Consider the following 18700-nt stretch of genomic DNA (forward strand, 5'->3'; position numbering starts at 1 on the left):
TTTCCGTTTTACATTCTCCTTGATACGAGCGCTTCTGGAAAAGGTAACAGCTTGTAGTAGTATTAAACTGCAATTAAATTTCACTGGATGAAGAAACAGAATTCTTGCATTTCCCTGAGGAATTGTAACTTAGGCCTGCTTAAACTATCACTCACATAAATAATGTCAACTATGAAAAACCTGAAAGCGTGGATGTTGCTGGCCCTGATGGCGGTGGCGACGCCGATTTTTGCGCAGACGACGGCAGAAAAACAGAAAACGGAAGCGAAACTGAAAAAGGACGGCACGCCCGATAAACGTTACAAGGAAAATAAACACCTCAAAAAAGACGGCACGCCCGATAAACGTTACAAAACAAATAAGGCCGATACGACAAAAGCGGCAAAGAAAAAGTAACAAGCTGAGGACATAAGCCCGAATATTTTTTCGGCGAAAATTAGGGTAAGCGCCCGACCGGTTGTCAATATACCGTACAACCCGAGTCGGGCGCTTATTTTTTTACATAAACCAGTCGGTGCAATGAATGCAGCCTTAGCGGATGACCACGTAACGGTTTTGAGCAGGGACAGGGAATTGGAGTTTGAGAAGGTTTTCAAGAAACATTTCAAAGGACTGCACGCCTACGCCTGCACCATTTTGAAGGACGATATCATGGCCGAAGAGATGGTCCAGAATGTGTTTTGCAGGTTGTGGGAAAAAACAGACCATATCGATATCCGCGAATCGGTCAGCGGGTATCTGTACCGGTCGGTGTACCACGAAAGTTTGAATTATCTCAAACACCTGAAAGTACGGGAAGCACACCGCGATTTTACGCTGCAACAGGAGCAGCAGAGCGTGAGCGCCTCGCAAGCCCTCGAACTGTCGGAGCTCGAAATGCGCCTGGACATCGCATTGCGCGAACTGCCCGAGAAATGCCGGACGATTTTCCAGATGAGCCGGTTCGAAGAATTGAAATACCAGGAAATCGCGGATCGCCTGCAACTACCGGTTAAAACGGTTGAAAATCAAATGGGTAAGGCATTGCGGCTGCTGCGCGTCAAGCTGGCCGACTTTCTTCCGGCATCCTTTTTACTTTTTTTCCTCAGCTGATCAGTCATGAAAACAGAACACAACCCGAACATAGATGAATTGCTGGTGAAGTCGATGCTCGACGAAGCCAGCGTAGCCGAGCAGATCGAGATCAAACAATGGCTGCTCGACGACGACGATAACCAGCGGTATTTCGAGCATTTCGAACTCATCTGGAACGAAAGCAAACGCTTCGCACGCACGAGCACCGTGGACGAGAATGCAGCCTGGGAACGATTTAAAGCACGTACAACTGCCAAAGAGCGTGAAACGGAGGTGCTGCCGATGTACCCCAAACCCGTGTTCCGGATATTGCGTATGGTGGCGATGGTGCTCATGACAGCCGGCGTGGGCTGGCTGAGCTACATCTTTGCCACGCGGAGCTCGTCCGACGAAATGCTGACGATCAGTTCAGGTATGCAGACGCTCACCGATACGCTGCCCGATGGTTCGGTGGTAACGCTTAACAGGAAGTCGAGTATCAGCTTCCCACAGGATTTCAAGGGGAAAACACGTGACGTCAGGCTCATAGGAGAGGCGTTTTTTGATGTAAAACCGGATAAGTCTAAACCGTTCCTGATCTCGGTCAACGATGTGACGGTGAAAGTGGTGGGTACTTCCTTTAATGTGAAGGACAATGCAGAAAAAACGGAGGTGATCGTGGAGACAGGCATTGTGGAAGTTGCGACAGACACCCAAAAGGTGCGCATTACGCCACGTGAAGAAGCGACAGTATTAAAGGCCAGTTCAAAAATGCGTAAAGGCATTACTGCCGACGAATTCCATAACTACTACCGCACCCGCAGGCTGTTTTGCGACGGTACACCGCTCTGGCGACTGGTAGAGATCCTGAACGAAGCCTACGAAGCGGATATCGTAATCGGTAACGAACGGTTAAGAAACCTGCCGATCAACACCACTTTTGACCAGAATTCGCTGGAAAGTATCCTGGGTGTCGTTAGCGAAACTCTTTCACTCAAAGTTGAACAACATGGCGACCAGATCGTTTTGAAATAGCCTTATCTTTCGGGATGAATCAAAATTCTATATTCCGTAGTGTTTTAAGGCTGGCTGTGATAATGGTAATGATCCCGTGCGGAAGTTTTGCCCAGCAGATTTTGAATAAACCGGTTGATATCTCTGTAAAGGGGCAGCCGGTTTCTGCTGTTTTGAAATCCATAAGCGACCAGGGGAAATTCTATTTTTCATACAATAGCAACCTGATCACCGGCGACAGCCTGGTTACATTAAATGTTACCCGGGAGCCGGTGCGGCAAGTGCTCGACCAGCTTTTTCACAACAAATTTCAATACAAGGAAAAAGGCGACTACCTGATCATTCTGCCTGCGGCAAAAGAGAAGTCGTTCCATATCAGCGGCCTGATCGTCGATGATGAAACCGGGAAGCCTGTCGATTACGCCAGCGTTTATTCGCGGCAACTGCTGGTATCCACGCTTTCGGAGGACGATGGCGGTTTCCGGTTACGCATCAAGGAGCGGGCCTTTCCCATTTATCTGACGGTCAGTAAAGTCGGATACGGCGACACGACGATGGTCATCAACAGCACTGAGGAATCGGCCCGGACAATGCGCATTCAACCCAAAGCCGTGGACCTCGACCCGCTGATCGTTCGCTATTCGGAGGGAGAATCCACTTGGTTGGGTCGCCTGTTCCTGTCGCAGCGCCTTCGTGCGCAAAGCCAGAATATCGGCCGGATTTTCGTCTCATTGCCCTATCAGGCGTCGCTCACGCCCGGGTTGGGTACGCACGGGCGTATGAGCGGGCAGGTAGTGAACAAGGTTTCACTCAATGTCGCAGGTGGCTACACAGCCGGGGTGAATGGCGTGGAAATTGCCGGTGGTTTTAATATTTCAAAGGAAAATGTGCGTTATGTGCAGCTTGCAGGGGCATTTAATGTGGTGTCGGGGCATGTTAATGGTGTGCAGGTGGCGGGTTTCAGCAACAATGTCCTCGATTCGCTGCATGGCGTTCAGCTCTCGGGTTTTAGCGGAATGGTACGCAAACACGTCGGTGGCGTGCAGGTAAGCGGCTTTTTGAGCCGGGCAGGAGGTGGTATTGCAGGCGCACAGGTAACGGGCGCCATCGGGCTCATCCGCAACGGCGGACACGGCGCGCAGATTTCCGGCGGGTATAACCAGGTACGCGGCGTTTTCGAGGGTGTGCAAATTGCCGGAGCGGCCAATAATGCACGTGATTCAATTCGTGCGACGCAGATTTCCGGCGGGCTCAACATGGCCAGGAACATCAAAGGCGTGCAGCTCGCTCCATTTAATTATGCCAAAGTCATGCGGGGAGTGCAAATAGGCATAGTCAATATCGCCGACAGTTCTTCCGGCGCGAGCATCGGCCTTTTTAACATTATCAAAAAAAGTACTTCGAATATTTCAGTGTACGCGACAGACTTTGCGCCGCTTAATGTGGCCTGGAAGATGGGGACGCATAAATTTTACAGTTTGCTAATGGCCGGTACCGGCATTAGTAATGATAAAAAAATACAAACCTTCGGTGCCGGCTTCGGCCGGGAGTTTTTCCCGTTTAAAAAAGCAGGGTTCTTTGTGGAGATATTAAACCAGAATATCTATTTGGGAGATTGGGACAAAATGCCCTCGCTATACCGCCTGCAAATTGCCGCTACTTATAAGCTTAATAAGCGCCTTATGATTTTTGGCGGGCCTTCCTATTCCATTTATGACCACGACGGCATTGAAACTAAAAATGGCTACAAGCAATTTCCGCCCTCCGGCTACCCCGATATCGATCTGGGAAGTACAAAGGTTTCGTCGTGGATTGGCTGGCAGCTGGGTGTCAGCTGGCGGTATGGCAGGTTGTAGAGGTCTGAAAGCAAAAGAGGGTGCCTCATCGCGAGACACCCTCCTTTTATTTTCAGTGATATTGAATCACATATTACAGCTTCCTCACAGACCAAACAATACCGTTGGTAGTGCCTGTACCTCCCAAATTAACGTTTAAGGTCAGACCATTTGCTATGTATTGAAGATCCAGTACGTCGCCAGCATTCAGCGGAAGGTCTCCCGCGATGACAACCGTACCGCTTCCCAGGATAACCCTCAATGTCAGTACCAGCACGACGTTAACGTTCAGAATCGGGAAAAGCCCCGATAATGTTTCAGCATTGTTTACCCGCAAGGCTATCCTGGGGTTAACACCTGCTCCCAAAGTTACCGCAAGCGCCGCAAGCGTGGAATAGTTAACTGTGGCAGATACGTGATACCTGCCGGTGGTTGGTACTGTGTAGGTACCTGCTACGGTGTTCAAGCCTGTTCCATCAGCATATAGCTGGTTGTATCCGGCAATCGTGCTACTTCCAGTCACGGACAGCGAAGCCAAAGTAGCGGTAAATCCGGCAGGAGCGGCAGCAACACCGTACATGAATGGTTGCCAGGTAGTTCCGTCAAAATAGTAGAAGCCTGCAGCGCCGTTGGTCTGATAAACCAGCAAACCTGTTGCCGGGCTTGCGATCGCTGTTCTTTCTGAATCAAGCATACGTGGAATCAAGGCACCTTTTGTGGTCGATTGCACGTCCAGTTGGGCACTGGCGTTAGGGCTGATCGTTCCTACACCCACCTGCGCTTGCGCCGTAAAGGCGAGAAGCAAAAGCAGGGCTGCAAGTAATGATTGATATCTTTTTTTCATTGTAGTAGAGATTTAATGTTGTCAATAGTTCAGCTAGTTGATGCCAACACCCGCACTCGCATAGCCGGCGATGGTCGTTGCGATAAAGGAACCTGGTGCCGTTGCCGAATAGACCAGCAGCAACCGTGTACCCGCGGTAACAGGTATACTAAGGCCCGTGGTTAAGCCGGAGCTCACGGTACCGATTGCTACAAGACCCGTTAATGCGGGTGCCAGTGTTACAATCGCTCCCGGAACCGGTGTGAAAATGTTACTGCTGGCAGGCGCGGAATAAAGCTGGGCCTGAATGGTCGCCGAAGCCCCTATGAGGGTCAATGCTACGGTGTTGCTGAAAAATCCGGACATGGATGTGATCGTCCCATTGCGTGGCACCGCGAATGCCATGTTTGTCAGGGAAGTCGCATCGATCGTACCTCCCAGCAATGACACCCCGGTAGCATTAGTGCCGAAGCCTAACACCGAGGTAGTTCCCACGAGCCCGCCGAGAAGGGTGGTCATCACAACCGGCGTACCGGATGCGTAAGGGATAATAGCCGGATTCGCAACTGCCGGAGCGGTTTTCAGCGGAACCCATTCCGAACCGGTGTAATACCAGAAGCCCGCATCGCCATTGGTTTGATAAACCAGCAAACCGGTTGCCGGAGAAGCGATGCCGGCACGCTCGGTGTCGAGCATACGCGGGATCAGCAAACCCTTGCCGGTAGACTGGATGTCGAGTTGCGAACTACCATCGGGTGTGATAGTGCCGATACCTACCTGGGCATTGGCCGCGAAGGCAAACAATGCGAGCATCGCGGTCAGAAGAGCCCCTCGCCATTTTAAAGAACTATTAAGTGCGTTGAAGATATTTGATCTTTTCATTGGAATGCAGGAGTTTATTGTTTGACAACTTTGAGGATCTGGGTCTTACCGGTTGCGGTTTCTACTTTCACCAGATAAGTACCCGCCGGATAGTTTTTCAAACTGAACTCCTGGCCCGGCTTGGGCTTCGACAATTCCAGGACCGAACGGCCCGTCAGATCGATCACTTTCACACTCGCGAGTGCTTCTTTCGAACCAATGCGCAGCTTGTCTACCACCGGGTTCGGATAAGCGCTTACCATGCCCGCGTCTTCAAGTTTGAGCGATTCGATCGTGCTGTACGCGAAACTTCCGTCAAGATCCACCATTTTGAGGCGGTAGTATTGCCTGCCGTAGCGGTCGGCAATATCCCTGAACGAATACTCCCGTTTTCCAAAGCTCTCGGTAGCGGCTTTTACGGTACCCAGCGCGTTCCATTTTTTCAGGTCCTCGCTTTGCTGGACCTCAAAATGGTCGCTGTTTTTCTCCTCGGAAGTCTGCCAGTAGAGCATAGTCGCATTCTCGACCCGTTTCGCCTGAAACACAACGAGGTTCACCGGTAGGGCGTCTTCCTGCCCTGCGGTAAGCGACGTAAAATTGGTCAGCGGCAGTGTGTTCGAAATGTAATGCTGGACGCCATTCACCGTGCTTCCCGTGGTCGATACGAAGTTGGCATTACCGTGTTGAAGCTGTAATGTGCTTTCGGTGTTGCCGTTAAGCTCCGAGGCGCGGTAGAAAAACCCTGCAACGCCTGTGAAATCAACCGGTGTGGTGAGGTTGTAAACCCTCGCAATGCCCGGCGGGTTACCCGCAATAGGCGTTGACGAAATCGTAAGCGTTTGCGATGTAAGCGTAAAATCGACGCTAGGTAGTAGCGTCAGGCTGTCGATAAAGACTTGCGTATTCCCCGCAACAAAAAAACCATCGGTCCCTGCGGTAAACTGCGCTTGCGCAGTTAGTGTGGAAAGTAAAGCAAGCTGGCAAAAAAATAGATAACGTTTCATCATAAGGACTGGGGTTTGTGAAAAAGAGAATATGATAATCAACTAAATGTATATAATCATTTGAAGATTGTCACATTTTTTGATAAAATTATTTCTATAAATTAATCTCAATGGTGAATGTAGTTTGTAGAGATATATTTATAAGTAACCACTATACTAGTTGTAAAAGGATTTTTTTGAGCAAAAAATTAGGGTAAGGTGCATTCCGGTTGTCGGTTAAATGCACACGGTTTGAAACCGGTCGAATTGAAGGCCTGCAAGGGAATCGGGGCGCGTGTGCATTTCAACAATCTGTATAAATGCATTATCCATGAAAAATTTGCTTAATAATCCATCCGCACTGTTTGCAGCCATCCTATTGATCATGACGCTCCCGTTTCGCGCCACAGCCCAGCGCGACAGCACGGCCGCGATACATATCGGTTTTATTTATCCGGTAAGTTCCAATGGCAAGCAGGCCGCTTCCATTACCAACCGGTTTTCCTTACATGCAATCGCAGGTCTTTCCAAAGCGGAAACAGGTGCTTCGATTGCCGGAGTCGCCAATGTGGTGAAACAGGATGTGGGCGGCGTACAAATGGCCGGTGCGGCTAATGTGATCGGAGGATCGGCGAGTGGGGTACAAATGGCGGGCGTAGCAAACGTAATCGGCGGCTCAGCCAAAGGCGCTCAGCTGGCTGGCTTTGCCAATGTTACCGGCGGCGAGGCACAGGGAGCGCAGCTTGCGGGCTTTCTGAACCTCTCAGAATCAGCAGGTGCCGCGCAAATAGCCGGTTTTGCCAACATTGCCAAAAAGAATGCAAAAGGTTTGCAGCTCGCTGGATTTGTGAATAAAGGGAATGAGGTAAATGCCCAGGTAGCCGGTTTCGCCAACGTAGCCAAAAAAGTGAAAGGCATTCAGCTGGCCGGTTTCATCAATATCGCCGATAGCAGCGATTACCCGATAGCGATCTTCAACTTCATTAAAAACGGTGAAAAATCGGTCGCGTTTACCATCGACGAAACGATGACCGGCATTGTTTCCTTCCGCTCCGGCGGGCGCGTGCTGTACGGGATCGCGGGTGTCGGGTACAATTTCAAAGACAATCCGAAGGCCATGTATGCCGCAGAGGGTGGGTTAGGGGCTCACATCCCGTTGGCCAGCAGCTTGCGAATTAATTTGGAGGCTGTCGGTACCGCGCTTACGGATTTCCACGGAGGAAGTTACAACAAGAATTCGCTTCGCGTGCTGCCTGCATTGAAGCTGGGCAACCGTTTCGAAGCATTCGCCGGCCCGACGCTTAATTATGTGTCGTACGAGCGTGAGAACGACTATGATTTTATCAAAAAATACATCTGGAAAAATAATAGCTCCAAAGACTTCCAGGGCGTTTTCGTAGGGTTTAACGCGGGCTTGCAGTATATATTCTGATGCAGGCGCTCCGGTTCAGGCTGGCCCTCTGGGGCTGGCGCTCCCTTTCTGACCTGATTTTCCTGGTCCTGTTCAAACTATGGCCCTACCGTCGCCATATGGTGCTCCTGAACATGGCCCGGTGCTTTCCGACACGCTCCGAAAAGGAAATCCGCCAAATGGTCACGGCATACTTCCGCCACCTGGCCGACCTCATCGTGGAGCCGTTCATGATCGGCGGCGTCACGCGGGGCAGTCTCGGGAAGTTGGTCAGCTACGAGAATACCGCGTTGATCGACCGGCTCTTGCGTGAGAAAAAGCATATTGTCCTTATGGCCTCGCATTATGGCAGTTGGGAATACCTGCTGTCGCTGCCGCTCCAAGCCGATTGCCAGGTGCTGGCGGCGTACTCGCCCGTTTCGAATAAATGGCTGAACAACTTGCTCCTGAAAATGCGGGGCCGTTTCGGGGCGGTAATGATCCCGAAATCGGAATGGTACCGGCGCACATTGGGCTGGAATGCGAATGCTTCGGCCATATTCGTCACCATCGCGGACCAGCGACCGCCGGAGTCGGGCAAGTATTATCTCAACTTCATGAACCGTAAAACCTTCGTGCAATCCGGAGCGGCACGCATTGCGGTGCATCGCGACTGCGCGGTGGTGTACCTCGATGTGACCAAAAAGGAGCGGAACGCTTATCATTTCAGGTTCCGGCTCATCACCTCCCAGGCCCGTGAACTGGGCGAGGCAGGCATTATGGAACATTATTATAAAGCGCTGGAAAACACTATCGAACGCCAGCCGGAGCTTTGGCTTTGGTCGCATAACCGCTGGAAATTTCACTCGCGGCAGGGCCAGAAGCCGGTCAACGCCCTGAAATTGTTGTAATATTCAGCAAAGGGTAGGTCTTTTCCCCAACCTGCGATTTTTACATAGTTTTTATAAATAATTTAAAATGAGTGTTTTGTGTAAAATAGGTTTTTGTAGGAACCATAATTTTACGACGGGGCGGTCAAACCAATTATTTACAAAAACAAAGCATTATGAGAAAATTAGCATTCATGGGTGTGTTTGTGATCGCCGGGATGGTGGCTGCATGTAGTGACGACGACAATCCGACAGACCCGACTCCCGTATTGCCCGAACTGAAAGTGTCCACAACGCTTTCCGGCGCAAACGAGGTGCCCGCTAATCCATCAACAGCTACCGGTTCAGTAGATGGAACGCTCGACCAGGAGACGAGGATTTTGAGCCTCAACATCATGTACAGCGACTCCGCGGCATCGGATTCGGCATCGTCCGATTCGGTATTCACGCCTACGGCATGGCACATCCACAAGGCGCCGGTAGATTCGGCAGGTGCGGTCGTGATCGACTTCGGCACCGATTTCAAAACACCCTTCACATTTAAAGACACTCTTACCGAGGCACAAGTGGCCGACCTGAAAGCTGGTTTGTATTATGTAAACATCCATACAGCCAAATATCCGACCGGCGAAATCAGGGGCCAGCTGAAAGCTGAGGAATAACCCACCGATTGTGCACTGTTATGGTGCAAAAAAAGAGAGAGCGGCTCCGCGAGGACGCCGCTCTTCTTGTTATGAGCTGATAAGTAGTAGTACTTGTTTAAAAAAGGCCTTTCGCTTTGTCAAGAGCCGCATCCAGCCCGCTCGCATCGGAACCGCCCGCTGTGGCGAAGAATGGCTGGCCGCCGCCGCCGCCGCGGATATCTTTCGCGAGATCTTTCACGATCTTGCCTGCGTTAAGCCCGGTTTCCTGCACGATATTCTCGGCGATGAATACCGAAAGCTGCGGCTTGCCGCCGATCTCGGCGCCAAACACGGCGATCAGGTTCTCTACCTGGTCACGGAGCTCGTAGGAGAGTTGTTTCAACGAATCCGCGCTTGGTACATCCACTTTCTGCACGATCAGGTTGAAAGTGCTGTGGGACTCCATATTTGTTACCAATGCAAGTTTCAATGCCTGGATCTTCTCGTTTTCGAGCGCGGCGATCTTTTTCTGCAATGCAGAGCGCTCTTCGATCAGGCTTTCTACCGCTTTCACGAGATCCGATGGTCCTTTGAGCAAATCTTTGATTGTATTCAAAGTCTCCTCCTGCTGGCGCATCAGTTCCAATGCCTTTTCACCGGTTACGGCTTCTACACGGCGCACACCCGCCGATACGGAACCTTCTGAAATGAATTTGAACACACCGATCTCGCCCGTCGAAGGCACGTGCGTACCCCCGCAAAGCTCGAACGAGAATTTAGGGTCGAAGATGATCAGGCGCACGAAATCGCCATATTTCTCTCCAAAAGTAGCCGTAGCACCCGCATCCAGCGCCTGCTGAATAGGCACATTGCGTCTTTCATCCAATGCAATGTTCTCACGGATTTTCTCGTTCACACGGTCCTCGATCTTCCGCAACTCCTCGTCAGTCACTTTCGAGAAGTGGGCAAAGTCGAAACGCAGTACTTCATCGTTCAGGAAAGAGCCTTTCTGGCTCACATGCGTACCCAGCACCTCGCGCATAGACGAGAGCATTAGGTGCGTAGCCGTGTGGTTCGACTTGATTTTGTTGCGGCGCCCGGTATCGATTTTTGCAGTAACAATGCCCGCTCCCGACAATGCCTCATCCAGGTTCTTATCCCGCGAAACATGCACAAAAAGGTCGTTCTCCTTCTTGGTGTCCACAATCGCAATCGTCCTTTCTCCTTCCTCCTTACTCCCCAAAATTAAAGTACCGGTATCTCCAACCTGTCCCCCCATTTCGGCGTAGAAAGGCGTGCGGTCCAATACAATATGGTATTCTTCACCCGTCTTGGTTTTTACCTTGCGGTATTTTACGATGTGGCTGTGTGTTTCTTCGAAATCATAACCGAGAAATTCCACGCCGTCGGACTCGCGGAGCTCGATCCAGTCGGTCGCTTCTTTAGCGGCATCCTGGCGGGAGCGTTTTTTCTGCTCTGCCAATGCGTCCTGGTAACCGGTTTCGTCGATCTGGAAGCTTTTTTCACGGGCGATCAACGCGGTAAGGTCGACGGGGAAGCCGAAAGTGTCGCTCAATTCGAACACCTCGTTGCCCGGAATTGTGTTAATGCCCTTTTCTTTCAAACCGGACATAATGCTGTCGAGTCTTTTCAAACCCGATTCCAGCGTGCGCAGGAAGCTCTTTTCTTCTTCCAAAATCACGCGCGTCACAAATTCTTCCTGGTCTTTCAATTCCGTGAACACATCCTTGAACTGCTCGGCCAGTACCGACACCAGCTTGTGGAAGAATGGCTCCTGGAAGCCCAGGTAGGAGTACCCGTAACGTACCGCGCGGCGCAGAATGCGGCGGATCACATAACCCGCTTTTACATTCGAAGGCAACTGCCCGTCGGTGATCGCGAACGAAACCGCGCGGATGTGATCGGAAATCACGCGCATCGCGATGTCCGCGAACGGCTCGTCGTTTTGTCCGTATTTTTTGCCCGAAAGCGTTTCCAGCACCTGAATGGTATTCTGGAAAACGTCGGTATCATAATTCGATGTTTTTTGCTGGATAGCCATGCAAAGGCGCTCGAAACCCATGCCGGTGTCGACGTGCGTCGAAGGAAGCGGGATCAGCGAACCGTCGGCCTTGCGCTCGAACTGCATGAATACCAGGTTCCAGATTTCGACCACCTGCGGGTGGTCGTTGTTCACAAGCGACTTGCCCGACACTTCTGCTACTTCCGCCGGTGAACGTAAATCGATATGGATTTCCGAGCATGGGCCGCAAGGACCGGTGTCGCCCATTTCCCAGAAGTTGTCCTTTTTATTACCGAGGATAATGCGCTCTTCGCCCACAATGCCTTTCCAGAGATCCCAGGCTTCCTGGTCAAATGGTACGCCATCGGCTTCATTTCCTTCAAATACAGATACATACAGCCTGTCTTTCGGGAGTTGGTATACGCCCGTGAGCAGCTCCCACGCCCAGGCGATCGCCTCTTTCTTGAAATAATCACCAAACGACCAGTTGCCGAGCATTTCGAACATCGTATGGTGATAGGTATCAAAACCCACATCTTCGAGGTCGTTATGCTTTCCTGACACGCGCAGGCACTTTTGCGTATCGGCGATCCGGCGCGAAGGAGGCGTGCCGTTGCCGAGGAAAAAGTCCTTGAACTGCGCCATCCCCGAGTTGTTGAACATCAGCGTGGGGTCGTTCTTGGCTACCAGTGGCGCCGAGGGTACTATTAAATGCTCTTTGCTGCGGAAAAAATCAAGAAAAGCCTGACGTATTTGATGCGAGGTCATTGTGTCTGTTTTGGTACTGCTAAATCCAATATGAAATTGGGCGCAAAGGTAACTAAAAATCTCGATCATTCAGGTTGATAGACGAGCTTTCCGGCATTGTATGCCCCAAAACAGCCGAGGCCGCCTTCGATGTTGGTAAAGATCAGGTAAGGTTCTGTAAATGGATTCGCGTTGTCTTCCCGCTCGTCCAGCGAGTGGTGGTATTTGAAATAATTTTCATCGGTATTGAACAATTCTATCGTAATTGACTTTAATGTTGGCTTTGGCTTTACCTGACTTTCCACTCCATCGCTGTAAGTCCGTGGTGTAGGCATAGCCAACTGGCCAGGTGGCGAAAAGAAGGTAGTCCCGTCCAAATCCTGATCCTGCTGCAATTCTTTATTGACTGAATGTCGGTCCCAATAAAAACCTAATCGGCTTGTCATCCTTTTTTCGGTTTCCTTGCCGTTTACAAACCCATCGCCGACGCTATGTTCAATTGTCATGTAGGCATTAGTCCTGTAATAGTTTTTTTCGCCGGGTGTGTCCTTCCAATTCATATTCAATTGCACCAATTCTATCCCATCCAACTTGTGATGCCTGGCTTCTAATGGGCTGATTTCGTAGGAATTAATGACTGGTGTGACGCCCGGTACTTTACACTGCGCTTTCACAACTCTTACGCCATGAGAAACTTCTAAATGGTAGGTGCCGCCGGCCAGGATTGTGAATTTGTCGGCTGGGAGTGTGTAAGTTTTTGTCGTTTCATTAAAAGGCACTATTGCTTCGTGCGCATCGTCTGAGATTTTTACCGTCGCATCTTCAATGGATTCAACAGAGGCGTTGGACCGGTGAAATAATGGTAATGACTCAGTTACCAATACATTGATGTATTCGGCCTGAGGAGAGATAAATGATTGCACTACGAGTTTCGACCCGGCTTTGGGTAGTTTGGATGGAGAGATGTTGGTCACCATGGATTCGCAACCGACGATGAGCGCCATTTGCAGAAGTAAAATGAAGCGGGATGTTTTCATGGCTCAAAATTTGAAATTATAACTCACAGATGGCATTACGGGGAAAAGCGAATATTTGGTCAGCACAAATCGTTCGGTGGCCGGCGTATCTGAATTGAAATTTTCTTTCATATTGTAGAAAAATGGATTCTTCCGATTGTAGACATTATAGACAGCCACTTCCCAGGTTCGCTCATATTTCTTTTTCTTCTTACGGAATTGAATGGCCAGATCAAGCCGGTGGTAGGATTCGCCCCGGAAGTTGCTTACGCCGTCGTACTCTGTTAAGGGCAGATCGAAAAAGCCGTCGTTCGTCGCATCGGTGGGGTCAAATCGGGCATACAGGTACTCTTCCGCTCCCGTGAAAGTAGCAACGGGCAATGTTACCGCATTTCCGGTGCCGTACACCCAGGTTGAGGAAAGTGTGATGTGATCATTAAGCTCGTAAATGCCTACGAGTGAAACATCGTGGCGGCGATCATACCGCGGGAAAAACCTGTTGCCCTGATTCAGTTCGGGGAATTTCCAAAATGTCCACGACAAAGTGTATCCGATCCATCCTGAGAGTCTGCCGGTCTTTCGTTGGAGCAAAAGCTCTGCTCCGTACGACCAGCCCTTTCCATCTGTAATATTATCTTGCCAGCTCAATGCTCTCGCATTGTCGCCATTTATTCGAAGGAATGAAGCACCTTCCTTGTAATTCAGGATATTGGACATGTTTTTGTAATAGCTTTCGAGCGTTAAGGTCAACGCCGGATTTTGAAGGTTTTTTGCGATGCCCAGGGCAACTTGCCGGGACCGTTGTGGAGCAAGGCGGTCGGTGCTCGGTACCCAGAGATCGGTCGGGAGTCCCAGTCCCGTGTTGGACAGTAAATGCACATATTGCGTCATGTAAGCATAGGAAGCCTTTAATGACAAATTTTTTGATAACCGAAGCGCGGTAGAAAGCCTGGGTTCGGGCTGATGGTAGTTCTTTTTGCCCACTTTGAAACTCGTGAAGCGGAGACCCATATTCAGCTTCAAGATGTCAAACGGCTGCCAGGTATCCTCAATGTATAATCCCGTTTCCAGCGCGGATACAGCTGGGTCGGATTGCTCGACCGGGTTTTCTGAAAAAGAACCTTCAATCACCATAGCTGACGGTAAAAAGCGATGGAAGGTTAGTTGGCCTCCAAATTTGACGGAATGCCTCGGTGAAGGATAGAAATCGAAGTCGGTCTTCCATCCGATATCATGAATGGACGAGGCATATTTCAGCTCAAAAGCCCGATCACTGGCCGGTGCCCCTGGTTTCTCCTTCGTATAGTTGGAAACACCGAACCGGAAGTTGCTTGCGATCACGGAAGTGTTCATGAACAGTCGTTGTGAGAAAAGGTGGTTCCATCGTAGCGTCGCAGTCGCATTCCCCCAGTTCAGGCCGGCAGATGATTCGCCGCGATCGTTCTTTTGTCGTTCGTAATATTTATCTCGCCCGAAATAGCTGCTGACATACAACTTATCTGTTTTGCCAAGGTCGAAATTGACTTTTGCATTCAGGTCATAGAAATAATAGCCCAACTTTGCCTTTTCGTCTGTACCCTTCTGACGCATAGATATGAAAGGCATGGCAATAATATCCAGATAGGTTCGTCTTGCGGAAATCAAAAATGAGGATTTGTTTTTCCTGATCGGACCTTCCAGCGTGAGCCGCGATGCGATTAATCCTATTCCGCCTTCCCCATGAACCTGATCTTTGCTTCCTTCTTTCATATGCATTTCAACAACCGAAGATAGCCGCCCCCCGTACCGCGCAGGAAACCCACCCTTTGTGAGTTCTACACTTTTAATGGCGTCGCTGTTGAACACTGAAAAGAAGCCGAAAAGGTGGTTGGCGTTATAAACCACTGCATCGTCGAGAATAATGAGATTCTGGTCCGGCCCGCCGCCTCTTACGTAAAGACCTGTTTGCCCTTCGGTCCCCTTTTGCACGCCAGGCATGAGTTGCAGTACTTTCAGCACATCCTTTTCGCCGAAAATGGCCGGTATTTTCCTGATTTGTTGAATTGGCACATTAATCTGGCTCATTTGCACACTGCTTAACGGGTCGTCACGATGCGTTTTCACGACTACTTCATTGAGCTGGTTGTCGGGTACGAGCCAGACATTTAACTGTTCGTTTCCATTGATCCGGATTGTGCGCTCCTGCTTTTGGTAACCCACGCAGGAAATGGTGACGACCGCTGAGTCGGCCATTGGAATAGTAAGCGAGTAAAAGCCGTAAGTATTGCTTTCCACACCATAGGGCGACCCCGCAATATACACGCTGGCTCCCGGCAATTGCTCTTGGCTTTTGGCTTCCTTGATAAAGCCGCTAATGGTTATACGTTGGGCACACGCGCTAGCATGTATGCATAGTAACGCGATCAAAAGAAATCGTTTCATGACTTTGTGTTTATAGTGTGATGGTAAATGTGGAAATGATGCCGCGCCCGCGATCTGGTCAGCTTTAAGGCATGCCCTAAAACTGCGCAATAGCGTGAAGTGTGCAATTGTTTGAATACCAGCCTATCATCAGATGATAATGATGACATTAATTCCTCTTCGGTAACACTTGAAAGCTTTCTCAAAGTAGTAAACAGGATAGTGAGTGCCGGGAAACCGTTCAAAATACATGCGAGAAATCGGCTGAAAATCGGGTTGTACGCTGAATGATACTCAACGGTTGTTTCGGGATATTGACCGGTTTATGTGAACCAGTCTTCGCCATTTCCACAGCACCCCATAGTACAGGATGGCTTTTTTTGAAATAATTTTCTGCGGACCCCAAAAGTGAGTATAAACCCGGAAACGCCTCCTTTTTTGTACATAAAGCTTAACAAACAGATAATGCCGGCGCGATTGAAATCCGGATTAATGTTGCAGAAGCCCTAAAATTCAATCTACTAATATCGATGAAACCGTTTTCAGAGTTATCGGCTGAGGAGTTGGCAATGGAAAACCTCTTCATAAGATGGGTACGGTTTCCCGATGATCCGCCCATCCGCTCTTTTTGGGAAAACTGGATCCTCAAATATCCCGCGCAAAAGGATACGGTTGCAAAAGCCCGCGAACTGGTGCTCATCGCCTCCGACTGGCGGCCCGATGCGCTTTCCGGTCAGGATGTGAATTCCATATGGGGGCGTATTATGAGCTCTCTCGACATTATGGGCGACCGCGACGGCCGGAAGAATGCGCAGGACCGGCCCGCAAGCGGCCTCTCGGCCGGCAACATCGTCCTGATCCTGATGTCGGTAACATTCCTGCTTTTTATATTTTACGTTATATTGGGCAACAACTAAGCCCGCACCTTCCTCGCTGCTGATTTTATTATTTCCTGAAAAAAAATGACTTTTTTAAGGGTGATCGGAATATTCTGCGTCACCTAAAAAATCATTGTGCAGTTACATAACGCATAGGGTTTTCCCGAACCGAAACTTGGCCAATCTCAGCGAACATGGAAGCTATTAACCTGACTAACAACCGGGAAACGGACCCCGGAGCATCTCAACCGGGCACACGCCAGCCGGCCGCGCATGAGCCGCTCTGGGATAGCCTCAGGGCCGGAAGCGGCGAAGCTTTTGAACAGATATTCAGGCATTACTACCCGTCGCTGCTCAATTACGGGCTGCGGTTCAACAAGGACGACGAGGAGGTGAAGGACTGCATTCAGATATTGTTCATGAATATCTGGGAGAGGAAAGCATTTCTCGGCAACTCGGATTCCGTCCGGAATTACCTGCTGGCGTCGCTTCGCAGGCTGATCCTGAAAAGGGCAAAGGCAAGCCCGATGACGATTGCGCTCGAAGACGACGATTCGCTGTTTCATGTAGAACTGTCGGTGGAAATGCAGATGATCCACGACCAGACGCTCAAAGAAAATGTGCTTTCATTACAAAATGCGATTCAAAATCTTCCGGCCCGGCAGAAGGAAGCATTGTACCTCCGGTTCTATAACGAGCAGTCGTTCGGGGAGATCGCGCTGATTATGAATATCTCCACCAGGGCAGTTTACAAGCTCATTTACAAGGCACTGGATGCGCTCAATGAAGAGCTCGCGCCGCAAGGAAGGGATGTGCCGTTTGTGCTGGGCGTTTATCTTTCGCTGCTGGCATCCGGCGCCGTGCTGACAGAGCATGTAGAAGTTGTTAAGGAATTAATATAAAAATTTTTACAAAAAATTTAACCGGTCGAGGGTCACTCCGTATTTATTCTGGCTTTATCAAAGTAAAGAATAAATATTATCCTATTGGAAGCGCACAAATACGACCGGTTTGGCTACAAGGATTTCGTCCTCGACGACGACTTCCGTGCGTGGCTCAACGGCACCGCCCCCGAAAATGACCATCTGTGGGAGAAATGGCTTCTCGCCAACCCATCCCGCCACCCCGAAATTGAAAAAGCCCGGAAAATCGTCCTTGCCCTGCATTTCCAGGACAGGCCGGTTGCATCGTACGACATCGAGCAGCAATGGAAGCGGCTCGAATCGTCCGTCGCCGCTTCGGATGCGCACAAACCTACCGCGTCGCAGCCGCGCCGGATCGGGTTAAGCCGTGTGTTCAAACTCCTCGCGGCCGCCTGCGTGCTTGTGGGAGCGTTTTTTATGGTGAACCGTTACCTGTCAAAGCACAATGTGCCTGCCGCTGCGTTGGTACCGGTTGAGCACAAGTCGGCGAATGGCCAGCAGGTGAAACTGGTGCTTCCCGACGGCACCCGCGTGACGCTCAACGCAGGTTCCAGCATTTCCTACCCCGAAGAATTTGAAGAAAGCATCCGGAAAGTAAGCCTTACCGGCGAGGCGTTCTTCGATGTTACCCGCAACGAAAAGGCCCCGTTCGTGATCAGCACCGGCGACGTGTTGACCAAGGTGCTAGGCACGTCCTTCAACATCCGCGCTTACCCCGAAAACAAAGCCGTGCAGGTAGCGGTGGTGAGCGGCAAAGTGAAGGTAAATGCCAAAATAGGCTCCGAGGACCAGAATGCCTGTGTCTTCCTGAGCAAAAGCGAAATGGCGACTTTCCAGCAGGAAGCGGGCGAGCTCATTGTGAGCACCTACGACGAAAAAGAGCAGATCGGCTGGAAAGACGGAATGCTGTACTTCCAGAAGTCGGATTTTCAATCGACCATTCTCAAACTCGAACGCTGGTATGGCGTGCAGTTCGAGGTGGCGCCGGGTGTGCGCATGGACGCCGACTGGCGGTTCAGCGGCAAGTTCCAGGACAAACCGCTCGATTACATCCTCGGGGTAATGAGTTATCCCAACCGGTTTTCATACAAAGTGAACAACAGCATTGTAAAACTTCAATAACCGAAACCTCCTATGCAGGCTGATACCTCCTGAAAAAAGAACCGGTAACCATTGCTGATTACCGGTCCGTGTGACTTTCCCGTGCTAAGAGTTGGCGCTCAATCAGGTAACGGGGAAAG

General features: G+C 50.3%; 16 protein-coding genes. 10 read left to right on the plus strand and 6 right to left on the minus strand.

The window, feature by feature from the left end; genetic code table 11:
- The first annotated feature begins 171 nt into the window (after positions 1-171).
- The 4 genes from BLQ88_RS09450 (at position 172) to BLQ88_RS09465 (ending at position 3923) form a co-directional block, all read left to right on the plus strand.
- Entirely contained in the window at positions 172-396 is a 225-nt protein-coding gene (locus BLQ88_RS09450; protein ID WP_090148710.1) for a hypothetical protein, read from the plus strand.
- Positions 397-519: 123 nt separating this feature from the next.
- A complete protein-coding gene (locus BLQ88_RS09455; RefSeq protein ID WP_090148711.1) occupies positions 520-1092 on the plus strand; it encodes an RNA polymerase sigma-70 factor in 573 nt (190 codons plus the stop codon).
- A gap of 6 nt (positions 1093-1098) precedes the next feature.
- The gene (locus tag BLQ88_RS09460; protein ID WP_090148713.1) at positions 1099-2088 is read left to right on the plus strand and encodes a FecR family protein; all 990 of its coding nucleotides are present in this window, start codon (positions 1099-1101) and stop codon (positions 2086-2088) included.
- A gap of 14 nt (positions 2089-2102) precedes the next feature.
- Positions 2103-3923 carry an STN and carboxypeptidase regulatory-like domain-containing protein gene (locus BLQ88_RS09465; protein ID WP_229212642.1) on the plus strand — a complete coding sequence of 607 codons (1821 nt, stop codon included), beginning with the start codon at positions 2103-2105 and terminating at the stop codon, positions 3921-3923.
- Between the two features lie 73 nt (positions 3924-3996).
- Here BLQ88_RS09465 and BLQ88_RS09470 read toward each other — a convergent pair whose 3' ends face one another.
- The 3 genes from BLQ88_RS09470 to BLQ88_RS09480 are packed head-to-tail and all read right to left on the minus strand — an operon-like array spanning position 3997 to position 6593.
- Positions 3997-4746, minus strand: coding sequence for a phage tail-like protein (locus tag BLQ88_RS09470; RefSeq protein WP_090148716.1), 750 nt, complete (start codon positions 4744-4746; stop codon positions 3997-3999).
- Positions 4747-4779: 33 nt separating this feature from the next.
- Complete coding sequence (locus tag BLQ88_RS09475; protein WP_090148717.1) at positions 4780-5607, minus strand: exosporium glycoprotein BclB-related protein; 828 nt, start codon at positions 5605-5607, stop codon at positions 4780-4782.
- A gap of 14 nt (positions 5608-5621) precedes the next feature.
- Positions 5622-6593: a T9SS type A sorting domain-containing protein gene (locus tag BLQ88_RS09480; protein WP_090148719.1), complete on the minus strand. Its 972-nt coding sequence runs from the start codon at positions 6591-6593 to the stop codon at positions 5622-5624.
- Between the two features lie 307 nt (positions 6594-6900).
- Between BLQ88_RS09480 and BLQ88_RS09485 the strand changes: the two genes are divergently transcribed.
- The 3 genes from BLQ88_RS09485 to BLQ88_RS09495 all read left to right on the plus strand — a co-directional run bounded on the left by BLQ88_RS09485 (position 6901) and on the right by BLQ88_RS09495 (position 9511).
- Positions 6901-8001, plus strand: a complete 1101-nt coding sequence (locus BLQ88_RS09485; protein ID WP_090148720.1) for a hypothetical protein — start codon at positions 6901-6903, stop codon at positions 7999-8001.
- Complete coding sequence (locus BLQ88_RS09490) at positions 8001-8870, plus strand: lysophospholipid acyltransferase family protein (protein ID WP_090148722.1); 870 nt, start codon at positions 8001-8003, stop codon at positions 8868-8870. Before BLQ88_RS09485 ends, BLQ88_RS09490 begins: the two co-directional genes overlap by 1 nt.
- Before the next feature lie 155 nt (positions 8871-9025).
- A complete protein-coding gene (locus BLQ88_RS09495) occupies positions 9026-9511 on the plus strand; it encodes a CHRD domain-containing protein (RefSeq protein WP_090148723.1) in 486 nt (161 codons plus the stop codon).
- A 97-nt stretch (positions 9512-9608) separates the two neighbouring features.
- On the opposite strand, the gene alaS is transcribed toward BLQ88_RS09495, so the two are convergent.
- The 3 genes from alaS to BLQ88_RS09510 form a co-directional block, all read right to left on the minus strand.
- Positions 9609-12263, minus strand: coding sequence for an alanine--tRNA ligase (gene alaS / locus BLQ88_RS09500; RefSeq protein WP_090148725.1), 2655 nt, complete (start codon positions 12261-12263; stop codon positions 9609-9611).
- Between the two features lie 65 nt (positions 12264-12328).
- Positions 12329-13246, minus strand: a complete 918-nt coding sequence (locus tag BLQ88_RS09505; protein ID WP_176884955.1) for a DUF4249 domain-containing protein — start codon at positions 13244-13246, stop codon at positions 12329-12331.
- A gap of 36 nt (positions 13247-13282) precedes the next feature.
- Positions 13283-15679, minus strand: a complete 2397-nt coding sequence (locus tag BLQ88_RS09510; protein WP_090148728.1) for a TonB-dependent receptor — start codon at positions 15677-15679, stop codon at positions 13283-13285.
- A 509-nt stretch (positions 15680-16188) separates the two neighbouring features.
- Between BLQ88_RS09510 and BLQ88_RS09515 the strand changes: the two genes are divergently transcribed.
- The 3 genes from BLQ88_RS09515 to BLQ88_RS09525 all read left to right on the plus strand — a co-directional run bounded on the left by BLQ88_RS09515 (position 16189) and on the right by BLQ88_RS09525 (position 18581).
- Entirely contained in the window at positions 16189-16575 is a 387-nt protein-coding gene (locus tag BLQ88_RS09515) for a hypothetical protein (RefSeq protein WP_090148730.1), read from the plus strand.
- A gap of 155 nt (positions 16576-16730) precedes the next feature.
- Positions 16731-17438 (plus strand): RNA polymerase sigma factor, encoded by a 708-nt coding sequence (locus BLQ88_RS09520; protein ID WP_090148731.1) that lies wholly within the window; start codon positions 16731-16733, stop codon positions 17436-17438.
- An 84-nt stretch (positions 17439-17522) separates the two neighbouring features.
- A complete protein-coding gene (locus BLQ88_RS09525; RefSeq protein ID WP_090148733.1) occupies positions 17523-18581 on the plus strand; it encodes a FecR family protein in 1059 nt (352 codons plus the stop codon).
- The last annotated feature ends 119 nt before the right edge of the window (positions 18582-18700 follow it).

The organism is Dyadobacter soli (assembly GCF_900101885.1).
Lineage (GTDB): Bacteria > Bacteroidota > Bacteroidia > Cytophagales > Spirosomataceae > Dyadobacter > Dyadobacter soli.

Bases quoted from the DNA above. Each gene is read 5' to 3' on its own strand.
- BLQ88_RS09510 (WP_090148728.1), bottom strand. From the start codon at position 15,679: ATGAAACGATTTCTTTTGATCGCGTTACTATGCATACATGCTAGCGCG.
- BLQ88_RS09490 (WP_090148722.1), top strand. From the start codon at position 8,001: ATGCAGGCGCTCCGGTTCAGGCTGGCCCTCTGGGGCTGGCGCTCCCTT.
- BLQ88_RS09475 (WP_090148717.1), bottom strand. From the start codon at position 5,607: ATGAAAAGATCAAATATCTTCAACGCACTTAATAGTTCTTTAAAATGG.
- BLQ88_RS09485 (WP_090148720.1), top strand. From the start codon at position 6,901: ATGAAAAATTTGCTTAATAATCCATCCGCACTGTTTGCAGCCATCCTA.
- BLQ88_RS09520 (WP_090148731.1), top strand. From the start codon at position 16,731: ATGGAAGCTATTAACCTGACTAACAACCGGGAAACGGACCCCGGAGCA.
- BLQ88_RS09450 (WP_090148710.1), top strand. From the start codon at position 172: ATGAAAAACCTGAAAGCGTGGATGTTGCTGGCCCTGATGGCGGTGGCG.
- BLQ88_RS09515 (WP_090148730.1), top strand. From the start codon at position 16,189: ATGAAACCGTTTTCAGAGTTATCGGCTGAGGAGTTGGCAATGGAAAAC.
- BLQ88_RS09470 (WP_090148716.1), bottom strand. From the start codon at position 4,746: ATGAAAAAAAGATATCAATCATTACTTGCAGCCCTGCTTTTGCTTCTC.
- alaS (WP_090148725.1), bottom strand. From the start codon at position 12,263: ATGACCTCGCATCAAATACGTCAGGCTTTTCTTGATTTTTTCCGCAGC.
- BLQ88_RS09480 (WP_090148719.1), bottom strand. From the start codon at position 6,593: ATGATGAAACGTTATCTATTTTTTTGCCAGCTTGCTTTACTTTCCACA.
- BLQ88_RS09460 (WP_090148713.1), top strand. From the start codon at position 1,099: ATGAAAACAGAACACAACCCGAACATAGATGAATTGCTGGTGAAGTCG.
- BLQ88_RS09455 (WP_090148711.1), top strand. From the start codon at position 520: ATGAATGCAGCCTTAGCGGATGACCACGTAACGGTTTTGAGCAGGGAC.
- BLQ88_RS09465 (WP_229212642.1), top strand. From the start codon at position 2,103: ATGAATCAAAATTCTATATTCCGTAGTGTTTTAAGGCTGGCTGTGATA.
- BLQ88_RS09495 (WP_090148723.1), top strand. From the start codon at position 9,026: ATGAGAAAATTAGCATTCATGGGTGTGTTTGTGATCGCCGGGATGGTG.
- BLQ88_RS09505 (WP_176884955.1), bottom strand. From the start codon at position 13,246: ATGGCGCTCATCGTCGGTTGCGAATCCATGGTGACCAACATCTCTCCA.